We start from the raw sequence: 11,522 nt of genomic DNA on the forward strand, positions 1-11,522 counted from the left end.
GCGCTTGGCAACACGCTGAAGGAAGGCGACAGCCTCAGGTGGCTATCGCGCTTCGCCTATCTGTTGGGCGACCGCCCGGCAGCCGACCTGTTCGGCGCCCAGGCGGTCGCGTTGCTGGAGGCAGTTCCCGCCAGTGCCGAACTTGCCATGGCCTATTCGAACCTTTCGCAGCTGGCGATGCTGGCCGAGAGGCTCGACGAGACCCTGTCGCTGGGCGGCAGGGCGATCGAGCTTGCCGAGCAGCTGGACCGGCAGGATGTCGTTTGTCACGCGCTCAACAATGTCGGCGCCGCCGAGCAGTGGCTGGATCTGGCCAGCAGCCGGCTGCATCTCGCCCGCAGCCTTGAAATCGCGCTGGAGCAGAATTTTCAGGAGCACGCCGCGCGTGCCTTCACCAATTGCGCCTGTGGCGAGATCAACCAATTGGGCTACAGCCAGGCTCAATCCTTCCTTGATCGCGGCATCGACTATTGCGTCGAGAACGATCTGGCGACTTGGCGTGACTATATGCGTGGGGTTCGGGCACAGTTGTTGTTGCGTCAGGGATACTGGAACGAAGCCGCCGCCGAGGCTCTGGATGTCATAAGCAATGACCAGGCGACGGCGCTGGTCCGCTATCCCGCTTTGGTGGCCCTGGTGAAACTGCGTCTTCGGCGCGGAGATCCTTCGGCCGAGCCACTGCTGGCGGAAATGAATCGGTTCCTGGAAAGGGGAGCCGAATTGCAGCGGCTGTTGCCGTACGCCGCCATCGTCGCCGAGCAGGCATGGCTCGGCGAGGCGGAAATCGCCGAGGCGCTGCGGCTGATCGACCTTGCCGAGACCCTGTCGCCGACGCGGGCTATGTTTGCCGAACTGGCCAGCTGGCGCCAGATCCTCTCCGCCGGTAGCGACGCGGGGGATACGGCCGGCATGGCCGCGCCGTACCGAATGCTCCTGGCTGGCGACTGGCAAGGGGCGGCCGCGGTCTGGGCGGATCTCAACGCACCTTATGAACGTGCGCTCGCGCTCGCCCAGGGCGATGAGCCGGCGCAGCGTGCGGCACTCGAGATATTCGAGACCCTTGGAGCCAAGCCGGTTGCGAGCCATGTGCGCGAAATCATGCGGCGCAACGGCGTCATTCGCATCGCCCGGGGGCCGCGCCAGACCACGCGCGCCAACAGCGCCGGCCTGACCCAACGCCAGATGGAAGTGCTGCAACTGATCGAGCGCGGCTTCTCCAACAAGCGGATCGCAGAGCATCTGACCATTTCACCAAAAACCGTCGATCACCATGTCTCCGCGGTTCTGGGTAAGCTGGATGCCATCTCGCGTGGCGAGGCCACAGCTGCCGCGCGCGATTCCGGGCTGATCTGAAAGCAGCCCTTCCTGAGAAAGCCCATGGCGCTTTGCGTCAAAGAGATGGAGCGGATCAATCGTAGGTCAGGTCGGTCGCCTTGCCGCCGAACACCCGGTAGGCATAGAAGGAATAGAAGATGATGATCGGCAGCACCACCACGGTGCCGGCCAGGATGATGGCCAGGCTTTCCGGTGCCGAGGCTGCCTGCCAGATGGTCAGGCGATCCGGCACCACGAACGGGTAGAACGACCAGGCGAGGCCGGCAAAGCCAAGCGCGAAGATGGCCGCCAGCGTCAGGAACGGCGTCAGTGAATGGCGGTCGTCGGGCTTCGGCAGATGGAAGGTCTGCCGCCACAGCCACAGAAACAGCAGCGCCGACAGGATCGGCAGCGGCGACAGATAAAGCATCTCCGGCCAGACGAACCATTTGTCGAAGATGCGCGGGCTGGCGAAGGGCGTCGCCAGCGACACCGCGGCCATGCCGAGTGCGGTCAGCACCAGCGTCGTGCGCAGCCAGCGCACCGCCTTCTTCTGCAGCTCGCCTTCGGTCTTGTAGATCACCCAGGCGGCACCCATCGCCGCGTAGGCGGCGGCAAGGCAGAACGCCACCAGCACGCCGAACGCCATGCCGCCGAGGCCGACATCGAGGCCGAGCACATAGACACCCAGCATGTAGCCCTGCGCCAGTGAGGCGATGAGCGAACCCAGGAAGAAAATACGGTTCCAGCGATGCTTCCGGCCAGCTGGCACCTTGGCGCGGAAATCGAAGGCAACGCCGCGCAGGATCAGCCCGAGCAAAAGCACGAAGACCGGAATGTAGAGCGCCGTCAGGATGACGCCATGCGCCAGCGGGAAGGCGACCAGCAGCAGGCCGACGGCCAGCACCAGCCAGGTTTCGTTGGCGTCCCAGAACGGGCCGATCGCGGCAATCATCGTATCCTGTTCGGCGTCTTCGGCGGCGGCGAACAGGATGCCGATGCCGAGATCGAAACCGTCGAGAATGACGTAGATCAGGATGGCGAGGCCCATCAGGCCGGCGAAGATGAGGGGAAGCGCGGTTGGCCAGTCGAAGCTCATCTTCTTCTCCTACTCGCCAGCCGCCGGCTGTGACATGGCGGCGTTCATGACGCCCGGCAGCGGCGATGAATCGCCGTCCTTCGCCGCCTTCAGCGCCAGGTGCACCAGCACGCCGAGATAGGCGATCAGCAAAAGCACATAGAGAACGAGGTAGGTCGCCAGCGTCAGCGCGACATGGCTGCCCGCCACCGGGCCGACCGCGTCTGCCGTTTTCAGCACGCCCGTCACCAGCCAGGGCTGGCGGCCGATTTCGGTGGTGTACCAGCCGGCCAGCGTCGCCAGCCAGCCCGACAGCGCCATCGGTACCATCAGCATGGCGAGCGGCTTCGGCAGGCTGTGCCGGCGCTTGAGGAAGAAGGCCGCCGACCATGAGACGAGCAGCATCGATATGCCTGTGCCGACCATCACGCGGAAACCCCAGAACACCGGAAAGACCGGCGGATGGTTGCCGGGATAATCGTTCAGTCCCGGCACGACACCGCTGGTCGAGTGCCGCAGCACCAGGCTGGCGCCGTCGGGAATGGCGATCTCGAATTTGTTTTCCTTCGCGGCCTCGTCGGGCAGGGCGAAGAGCACCAGCGGCACATTGGGGCCGGTGTTCCAGTTGGCCTCCATGGCGGCGATCTTCTGCGGCTGGTGCTCCAGCGTGTTCAGCCCATGCTGGTCCCCGGCGAAGATCTGAATCGGGATCAGGATCGCGGCCGTGAAGACGCCGGTGCGCAGCGCCTTCCACATCGATTCCGAACGGTCGCCGGTGAGATAGCGCAGCGCCGACAGGCCAGCGACCAGGAACGACACCGTCAGCCCGGACGCCAGCAGCATGTGGGTCAGCCTGTAGGGCATCGACGGGTTGAAGATGATTGCCCACCAGTCGACCGCATGCGCCACGCCGTCGCGCATCTCGAAGCCGGCCGGCGTCTGCATCCAGGAATTGAGCGCGATGATCCAGAACGCCGAGACGGTGGTGCCGCCGGCGACAAGCACCGTCGCCAGTGTGTGGATGCGGTTGGAAACGCGGCGGAAGCCGAACAGCATGATGCCGAGGAAGGCCGCTTCGAGGAAGAAGGCGGTGAGAATCTCGTAGGCCAGCAGCGGCCCGGCGATGTTGCCGACCTTTTCCATGTAGCCCGGCCAGTTGGTGCCGAACTGGAAGCTCATGGTGACGCCCGAAACCACGCCCATGGCAAAGGACAGCGCGAACACCTTCACCCAGGTGAAATAGGCGCGCATCCAGGCGGAATCGTTGGTCGCGTTGTAGCGCAGCTTGAAGAACAGCAGCACCCAACCCAGCGCAATGGTGATCGTCGGAAATAGAATGTGGAATGAAATATTCGCGCCGAACTGGATACGCGAAAGTATGAGCGGGTCCATGATGGGCTCCGGCTGCTGCAAATACTCGCGAAGAATAGGCCCGAAGCGAGTTCAGGTCAAAGCGGCGTCCTGCCGCGAGGCTGAACGCCACAGGACAATTTTGCCGGTTGCATGCCGCGCAACTCCGGGCCTGTGCGCCGCACCTGCAATGGCCGGCCGGCAACGATTGTCGAGAACTGTCAGCAGGGCATTGACTTGCGGTTGCAAGCACCGACATTCGGCCTATATCAGGGGACCTCTTCAAGCAGCCGTTTTCATCCATGCCTTCCATCCTGTCCATTTCCGGGGTCTCCAAGACCTACGCCACCGGTTTTACCGCGCTCAAGGAAGTCAATCTCGACATTCAGCGCGGCGAAATCTTCGCGCTGCTTGGGCCCAATGGCGCCGGCAAGACGACGCTGATCTCGATCGTCTGCGGCATCGTCAACCGCTCGTCGGGCACCGTCACCGTCGACGGCCACGACATCAACAAGGATTATCGCGCCGCGCGCGGTCTGATCGGGCTTGTGCCGCAGGAACTGACCATCGATGCCTTCGAGAGCGTCTGGGCGACGGTCAATTACAGCCGTGGCCTGTTCGGCAAGCCGGCCAACCACGGCTTTGTCGAGAAGGTGCTGCGCGATCTCTCACTGTGGGACAAGAAGGATGCCAAGGCGATCACCCTGTCGGGCGGCATGAAGCGCCGGCTGATGATCGCCAAGGCGCTGTCGCATGAGCCGCGCATCCTGTTCCTCGACGAGCCGACCGCCGGCGTCGACGTCGAGCTGCGCCAGGACATGTGGGCGATGGTGCGCCGGCTGCGCGAGGACGGCGTCACCATCATCCTCACCACGCACTATATCGAGGAAGCCGAAGCGATGGCCGACCGCGTCGGCGTCATCAACCGCGGCGAGATCATCCTGGTCGAGAACAAGGCCGAACTGATGCGCAAGCTCGGCCGCAAGCGGCTGGTGCTGGAACTGCGCAATCCGCTGACGGCCATTCCCGAGGCGCTCTCGCGCTATGCGCTGGAATTGTCGCCCGATGGCGGGCAGCTGACCTACACCTATGACAACCAGGCCGAGCGGCCCGGCGTCGCCTCGTTGATGCGCGATCTCGAGGCCGGCGGCATCCAGTTCCGCGATATCGACACGCAAAACTCTTCGCTCGAGGAGATCTTCGTCAATCTGGTGAGGAGGGAGCCATGAACCTTCGCGCAGTATGGGCGATCTACCGGATGGAAATGGCACGTGCTTTCCGCACCGTGCTGCAGAGCATCGTCTCGCCGGTCATCTCGACGTCGCTGTATTTCGTCGTCTTCGGCTCGGCCATCGGCTCGCGCATCACCGAGATCGACGGCATCAGCTACGGCGCCTTCATCGTGCCGGGTCTGATCATGCTGTCGCTGTTGACGCAGTCGATCTCCAACGCCTCCTTTGCCATCTATTTCCCGAAATTCGTCGGCTCGATCTACGAGCTTCTGTCGGCGCCGGTCTCCTATCTGGAGATCGTCATCGCCTATGTCGGCGGTGCCGCGACCAAGTCGATCATCCTCGGCCTGATCATCCTGGCCACCGCCTCGCTGTTCGTGCCGCTCACCATCCTGCATCCGTTCTGGATGCTCGCCTTCCTGGTGCTGACGGCGGTGACCTTCAGCCTGTTCGGCTTCATCATCGGCATCTGGGCGAAGAGTTTCGAGCAGCTGCAACTGGTTCCGCTGCTGATCATCACGCCGCTGACCTTCCTCGGTGGCAGCTTCTATTCGATCAACATGCTGCCCGAGGTCTGGCGCACGATCACGCTGTTCAACCCGGTCGTCTATCTGATCAGCGGTTTCCGCTGGAGCTTCTACGGCAAGTCCGACGTCTCGGTCGGCGTCAGCCTCGGCATGACGGTCGTCTTCCTGCTGATCTGTATAACGATCGTCGCCTGGATCTTCAGGACAGGGTATCGGTTGAGGAATTGACGGCAGAACGCCGCCAGGTCTGTTGAGATTCAGGTCAGGCCGAGTCGAAAATGGCGGATTCCGAGAACCGGAGCGGAGCGTACTTTTCGTACGTGAGCACCGGAAGCGCAGGAAGCCGCCATTTGCAGGCCGGCCTCACCTGAATATCGATACATCTAGATCGCCTTGACCAGCCGCAGCAACCCCAGCATCTCGACATACGTCCCCTTGCGGAAAGCGATGTAGACCGGCTCCTCGACACCGTGGAAGCGGCGCTTGAAGGCCGCCTGGCCCTGCAGGTTGAACCTGCGGCGATTGACCCAGGGCGAATCGTAGGCGCGCTGGAAGGCATTGCGCCAGAAATCGCTTTCGGCAAAGCCGCTTGGCCCGATATCGAGCATCGGCGACAGGCCGAGCGTGACCACCGAGATGCCCTCTTCGCGAAAACGATCGACGGCGAATTTGGTCAGGCCGACCTCGGCATGCGGCGAAGCGTCGATATGCTTGCGCTTGAAGGCCGTCGTGTAGCCGATGACCTTTCCGTTGCGGCACAGCGGGTCGAAGTCGAGCAGAGCGACCAGTCCGCCGTCGGGACCGTGCAGGACGAAACGGCGCATGTCGGTGCCGAGATGGTCGGCAAAGTTGCGGTTGAGAAAGCCCATCTCCCAGCGCTTGACGATGCGGTCGCCGCGCCAGTTTTCCGAAAGCCGGGCAATTTCATCCAGAAAAATCGTGCGCTTGTCCTCGTCGAACGAAAAGCCTTTCTTCAGCAGCCAGCGCTCGGAGTAGCGCACGGTCTCGTTGCGCTTCCCGGAAAAATCATGCTCGGGCAGGGTGAGGCGGGTGTCGATGCCGAGGCGATTGACCTTGTAGCCAAGGCCGGCCAGCACGCGTGCGGTGTCCTCGCCGACCTGCACGAACCACGGGCTGCCGGCGGTCTCGACGAAGCGCTTGATGTAATCGGCCCGACGCGCCGGAGCCGCCACCGGGTCGCCGAGCGCGAAATGGTGCTTCATCTTGGTACCGAAGGCGATGTAGCCGTCGGCGTCGCCGAAATAGGAGAGCTTGCCTTGCACGGCGGTGGAATAGGCGAGCGAGAAGTCGCCATAGCGGCGCACCAGTGCCAGGCGTTCGACATGGGTCAGCGCCTGCCGCTCGACCTCGGGCGCGGCGGCCTCAAGGATCTTGTCGAAATAGAACCGCAAGGAGGGCATGGTCGAGATTCCGCGTGCCGCCTACAGCGCCGGCCGTCCAGGACGCGCCAAGGTGCTGTAACACTTTGATTCTGCGCATGACTCGAAAATCGGAGTCGATTTCGGGCATGCGCGTGGGGATAACCGAGACCCGCCAGCCACCCCGAGCCTCGAATCAATCACATTGCCGCGACCTGATTACCGTTGATATCGCGCATATGCCATATAGAGCGCAACCGCGGCCCGGCGTACGGAGCTAATTCGCATCGCTCGAAATTTCGGCCGCGGTTTGCTGCAGGGATCCTGCGCGGGATCAAACGGTTACAGCGTCCTGCCAGCCTGGCGTCGAACGGGATTCGAGTGAATGACTGATACGACAATCAGATCGGTTGTGGATCTGCCGGCCAAGGTCGAGCCGGCAATCGTCGTCGGCGCCGGTGCTGCCGGGCTGGCCGTCGCGCACGCCTTGATGAACGCCGGCGTGCCGACGGCGATCCTGGAAAAGGAAAGCCGGTTGGCTGAGCCATGGCACCGGCGGCACCAGCAATTGCATCTCAACACCCACCGCGATCTTTCTTCGCTGCCTGGTCTCCCCTATCCACCCGGCACCCCCGCCTTTCCGCACCGGACGGTCGTCATCCGCCACATGAATGATTTCAGGGAGGAAAACCGGCTGCCGGTGCAGTTTGGCGTCGCTGTCGAAGAGATTGCCTTCAAGGGCGATCACTGGGCGGTACGGACCAGCGCTGGCCTGCGGCTGGCCCGCAATGTCGTCGTCGCCACCGGCCGCGACAGGCAGCCGTTCATTCCCGAATGGAAAGGCATGAAGGATTTCGTCGGGCGCATCATCCATTCGGCGGATTTCGGTGACGCACAGGCCTATGCGGGCCAGAAAGTGCTGGTCGTCGGCGCTGGCAATTCGGGTTTCGATGCGCTCAATCATCTGGCCGGCATAGACACGGCCGCCATCTGGCTGTCGGCCCGCAGCGGTCCCGCCCTGCTGCCCAAGCGCATCGGCAAGATCGCCGTGCACCGGCTTTCGCCGTTCATGGCTCGCTTGCCGTTGCGGGTCGCCGACGCGGTGATGTCGGCGACGCAGCGCCTGGCTTTCGGCGACCTGACCAAATTCGGCCTGCCGCCCGCGCCTGCGGGCGGCGCCAGCCGCCTGACCTCGGATTACACCGCGATCGCCGCCGACGACGGCGCCGTCAGCGCCATAAAGGCCGGCAAGATCACCGTCGTACCTGGCATAAGGGAATTCACCCGTGACGGCGTGATCCTGGCCGATGGCAGCCTGATCTATCCTGACATCGTCATTGCCGCGACAGGCTACCGCACCGGGCTGGAGCCGATGGTCGGCAAGCTCGGCGTGCTCGACGCCAAGGGCGTTCCGCTCTTCAACGGCGGGCAAGCCGATCCGAAATTGCCCGGTCTGTGGTTCACCGGCATGCGGCCGAGCATTCGCGGCTGCTTCGCCAATGCCGGTATCCTGGCCAAGGCGATCGCCAAACGGATTGCAGGGTCGGCCTCGCACCAACCCGGCGCATCACGCTGATTTGGGTTCCAGCCGCCGGAAACCGACGGCCTCCATCAGCATGTCCTCTTCCTCCATGCCGGCATTGTGCAGGGCGAGCAGGTTAAGCGCGATTTCCCGCGCGTCGGCGGAATCGGGATGTGCCTCGCGCCGCCGGCAGGCCTCGTCGAACACGCGCTGCAGCTTGGCGATATCGGCTGGCTTGAGCAAGCCACGGTCATAGACGGACTTCGACATGGCGATCTCCTGATAAAGACCTAGGGCGCCATGTTTAAATTGCCAATCTTTCCCGAGGCTTGACCGACTTCACCCCATGCCGCGACTTCAAAGGGCGGCAGCGGTGCAAATCTGCTCCGCTGCTGCGCCCCATGCTGGAGGGCAATCAGACCGCGATCTTGCCGCCGCCCTGTCTGGTGATGGCGACCACCGACGGCCGCACCGGCATGTCGGGCTTGAAGTCGGGCCAGCGCGTCGACAGATCCTCATAGTAGGACGGGCGGCCGAACGCTTCCCAGTCCTCGCCGCCATCGCCCGGATGCTGGACGGCGACGAAGGCGGTCTGGTCGTCGGGCGCAAACAGCGGACCGCACATTTCGGCGCCGATCGGCACGCGGAAGAACAGTTTCGAGGTCGCCCGCGCCACCCCTTCCGTGTCCACCGCCCACAGACCATCCGTGCGGCCGGTGGCTTTCGGGCCCTGGCCGTCGGTCGCGACCCAGAGACGCCCGGCCGAATCGACCGCGCAATTGTCGGGCATGCCGAACCAGCCATTGGCCGTCGTTGCCGTCGAGAAGGTGGCGCCGACATCGGCAACCGCCGGATCACCGCATTTCAGCAGCACTTCCCACTTGCCCTTGGCGGCGGTGAAATCACCGCCGTCCTCGGCGATCTCGATGATGTGGCCAAAGGCGTTTTCGGCGCGGGGGTTGGCGGCGTCTACCTGGTCGGCCTTGCGCTTCGAATTGTTGGTCAGCATGACATAGACCTTGCCGTTGATGGCATTGGGCTGGATGTCTTCGGGGCGGTCCATCTTGGTGGCACCGAGCAGGTCGGCGGCGCGGCGCGTCTCGATCAGCACGTCGGCCTGGCCAGTGAAACCGTTTTCAGCCGTCAGCGGTCCCTGGCCGAAGACGATCGGCAGCCATTCGACCGTGCCATCTTCGGCGAACCTGGCGACATGCAGCGTGCCATCATCGAGCAGGTCCCTGTTGGCGGCATGATCGTTCGGATCGAACGCGGCCTTGGTCACGAACTTGTAGACATAGTCGAAGCGCTCGTCGTCACCGAGATAGAAGACGACGCGGCCGTCCCTGGCGACAATCGATTCGGCGCCCTCATGCTTGAAGCGGCCCATGGCCGTGCGCTTCCTCGGCGTCGAGGTCGGGTCGTTGACATCGACCTCGACGATCCAGCCGAAGCGGTTGGCCTCATTGGGCTCCTTGGCGAGGTCGAAACGTTCGTAATGCGCCGCCCATTCATAGGCGCCTTCGGGAATGCCGAGACGCTTGTAGTTCGCGGCTTCCTTGTGGCCTTCCGGCAACTCGCCGGAGAAATAGCCATGGATGTTCTCCTCGGCCATCACATAGGTGCCCCAGGGCGTGACGCCGCCGGCGCAATTGTTGAACGTGCCGAACACCTTGGTGCCGGACGGATCGGCATTGGTCTTGACGCGGTCATGGCCGGCAACCGGACCGGCCAGCGCCATTTCGGTGTTGGAGGTGATGCGGCGATTGAGCTTGCCGTCGCGCACCACCTGCCATTTGCCTGATGTCTTGCGGATCTCGACGATGGTGCCGCCGTGAGCTGCCATCTCGACATCGACCTGCTCCTTCGAGAGGGGTGCGACTTCGGCCGACTTCTTGCCGTCCTTCTCGACGATTTTCACGATGCCCGGGAACATCAGATGCGGATTGGTGTATTCGTGGTTGACCACCAGCAGGCCATGTTCGGCCGAGCCGTCGATGGGGATGTAGCCGACATAATCGTTGTTGTAGCCGAACTGTTTCGCCTGGGCCTCGGCCGACTGTTTCGTCGGGTCGAAGTCGGGCGAATCGGCAAACAGCGGATCGCCCCAGCGCAGCAGTACATCGGCATCGTAACCCGGCGCGACGTGGTGCTTGTCGTCGATGCCGGCCTCGAGTTCGTCGAACGTGAAGGCCGAGCCTTCAGCGGCCCGGGCCTCGTCGGCGCTGATCAGCGCCAGCGGGCTGACGGTGGCGGCGATGGCCGAGACAGCCAGCGAACCCTTGAGGAAGCCGCGGCGCGAGAACCGCGCGGCGATGATCTCGCCCATGGTGCGGTTGTCGGAAGCGTTGATGGCCGGGCCGTCGTTTTCCTCGAGCAGGCTGGTGCGGAATCGGGTGTCGGGGGAGCGAAGGTCAGTCATGGCTTGCCTCTGGCTGTTGGATTGGCTGGAGCGTGGGTACCTGTTTGACCCCCTTATAATCGCCGGATCACATTTTCGTGACATCGGGAGACCTTTCAGACGCGACAGGCATTGCGCGCAGCGCTGGCTAAGCATTCCCGCAGACCGGAACTGCTCCAGAATCGCCGGTTCGAGATGAAAGGAGACCTTAGGCGGCATCTTGGCCGCGCATCCTGCGACGGCGGACGACATCAGTCGTTTGCAAAAAACAGATCAACGGGCAACTGCACCCTCGACAAGTCACCTCCGCCGCCCCCGGCGGAGGTGACTTGATGTTCGGCGTCTGCGGTCGTCAGGCATCGGGAAAGCCAGTCTCCCGTTTAGCGATGGCGGTCACGGCGCCGTTCATGCGAAGCTAATGTAGCATATACTTGGGACTTTAGTCCAACCTTGCGCTTGCAATGGTCCTGGTTGACAACCGCAACGGTCGGAGGTCGCTTCCGGGCGCCGCGTCTTTCGGCAATGTTGGTTGCACTGCAACGTTGGGGTGGGGCGCGCCGGGCTCAGTCGTCGGAGATCAGAATGCACAGATCGGTCACGACCCGTTGTTGCCGGCTGGCGCTCAAATCGGCAGCGGCGCTGGTGTTGACGATTGCGCCCTATCAAATTGTCCTGGACGGCTCCGTTTCCGGCATCCACACCGTCAGCGCATACGCCAAGGG

General features: G+C 63.3%; 9 protein-coding genes. 4 read left to right on the plus strand and 5 right to left on the minus strand.

Annotated elements, in window-relative coordinates; translation table 11 throughout:
* Positions 1-177: 177 nt before the first annotated feature.
* Positions 178-1,353 carry a LuxR C-terminal-related transcriptional regulator gene (locus EN879_RS10650; RefSeq protein ID WP_245493811.1) on the plus strand — a complete coding sequence of 392 codons (1,176 nt, stop codon included), beginning with the start codon at positions 178-180 and terminating at the stop codon, positions 1,351-1,353.
* Between the two features lie 55 nt (positions 1,354-1,408).
* On the opposite strand, the gene EN879_RS10655 is transcribed toward EN879_RS10650, so the two are convergent.
* Together EN879_RS10655 and EN879_RS10660 are read right to left on the minus strand one after the other, a co-directional pair.
* On the minus strand, positions 1,409-2,413 hold the full coding sequence (locus EN879_RS10655; protein ID WP_013528683.1) for a cytochrome d ubiquinol oxidase subunit II: 1,005 nt from the start codon (positions 2,411-2,413) through the stop codon (positions 1,409-1,411).
* 9 nt (positions 2,414-2,422) lie between these two features.
* Positions 2,423-3,784, minus strand: a complete 1,362-nt coding sequence (locus EN879_RS10660) for a cytochrome ubiquinol oxidase subunit I (RefSeq protein WP_063169629.1) — start codon at positions 3,782-3,784, stop codon at positions 2,423-2,425.
* 260 nt (positions 3,785-4,044) lie between these two features.
* Here EN879_RS10660 and EN879_RS10665 point away from each other — a divergent pair, with 260 nt between their 5' ends.
* Together EN879_RS10665 and EN879_RS10670 are read left to right on the plus strand one after the other, a co-directional pair.
* On the plus strand, positions 4,045-4,971 hold the full coding sequence (locus tag EN879_RS10665) for an ABC transporter ATP-binding protein (protein WP_024502216.1): 927 nt from the start codon (positions 4,045-4,047) through the stop codon (positions 4,969-4,971).
* Positions 4,968-5,729 carry an ABC transporter permease gene (locus EN879_RS10670; RefSeq protein WP_013528680.1) on the plus strand — a complete coding sequence of 254 codons (762 nt, stop codon included), beginning with the start codon at positions 4,968-4,970 and terminating at the stop codon, positions 5,727-5,729. Before EN879_RS10665 ends, EN879_RS10670 begins: the two co-directional genes overlap by 4 nt.
* Positions 5,730-5,884: 155 nt before the next feature.
* On the opposite strand, the gene EN879_RS10675 is transcribed toward EN879_RS10670, so the two are convergent.
* Positions 5,885-6,922 carry a phosphatidylglycerol lysyltransferase domain-containing protein gene (locus tag EN879_RS10675; RefSeq protein ID WP_063169630.1) on the minus strand — a complete coding sequence of 346 codons (1,038 nt, stop codon included), beginning with the start codon at positions 6,920-6,922 and terminating at the stop codon, positions 5,885-5,887.
* 343 nt (positions 6,923-7,265) lie between these two features.
* Between EN879_RS10675 and EN879_RS10680 the strand changes: the two genes are divergently transcribed.
* Positions 7,266-8,456: an NAD(P)/FAD-dependent oxidoreductase gene (locus EN879_RS10680; protein ID WP_027161242.1), complete on the plus strand. Its 1,191-nt coding sequence runs from the start codon at positions 7,266-7,268 to the stop codon at positions 8,454-8,456.
* Here the strand turns inward: EN879_RS10680 and EN879_RS10685 are convergent.
* Entirely contained in the window at positions 8,448-8,672 is a 225-nt protein-coding gene (locus tag EN879_RS10685) for a hypothetical protein (RefSeq protein WP_024502214.1), read from the minus strand. The genes EN879_RS10680 and EN879_RS10685 overlap by 9 nt on opposite strands.
* A gap of 145 nt (positions 8,673-8,817) precedes the next feature.
* Complete coding sequence (locus EN879_RS10690) at positions 8,818-10,821, minus strand: PhoX family phosphatase (RefSeq protein WP_063169631.1); 2,004 nt, start codon at positions 10,819-10,821, stop codon at positions 8,818-8,820.
* Between the last annotated feature and the right edge of the window lie 701 nt (positions 10,822-11,522).

The organism is Mesorhizobium sp. M7A.F.Ca.AU.002.02.1.1 (genome assembly GCF_003998535.1).
Lineage (GTDB): Bacteria > Pseudomonadota > Alphaproteobacteria > Rhizobiales > Rhizobiaceae > Mesorhizobium > Mesorhizobium ciceri.

Bases quoted from the DNA above. Each gene is read 5' to 3' on its own strand.
- EN879_RS10650 (WP_245493811.1), top strand. From the start codon at position 178: ATGCTGGCCGAGAGGCTCGACGAGACCCTGTCGCTGGGCGGCAGGGCG.
- EN879_RS10655 (WP_013528683.1), bottom strand. From the start codon at position 2,413: ATGAGCTTCGACTGGCCAACCGCGCTTCCCCTCATCTTCGCCGGCCTG.
- EN879_RS10660 (WP_063169629.1), bottom strand. From the start codon at position 3,784: ATGGACCCGCTCATACTTTCGCGTATCCAGTTCGGCGCGAATATTTCA.
- EN879_RS10665 (WP_024502216.1), top strand. From the start codon at position 4,045: ATGCCTTCCATCCTGTCCATTTCCGGGGTCTCCAAGACCTACGCCACC.
- EN879_RS10670 (WP_013528680.1), top strand. From the start codon at position 4,968: ATGAACCTTCGCGCAGTATGGGCGATCTACCGGATGGAAATGGCACGT.
- EN879_RS10675 (WP_063169630.1), bottom strand. From the start codon at position 6,922: ATGCCCTCCTTGCGGTTCTATTTCGACAAGATCCTTGAGGCCGCCGCG.
- EN879_RS10680 (WP_027161242.1), top strand. From the start codon at position 7,266: ATGACTGATACGACAATCAGATCGGTTGTGGATCTGCCGGCCAAGGTC.
- EN879_RS10685 (WP_024502214.1), bottom strand. From the start codon at position 8,672: ATGTCGAAGTCCGTCTATGACCGTGGCTTGCTCAAGCCAGCCGATATC.
- EN879_RS10690 (WP_063169631.1), bottom strand. From the start codon at position 10,821: ATGACTGACCTTCGCTCCCCCGACACCCGATTCCGCACCAGCCTGCTC.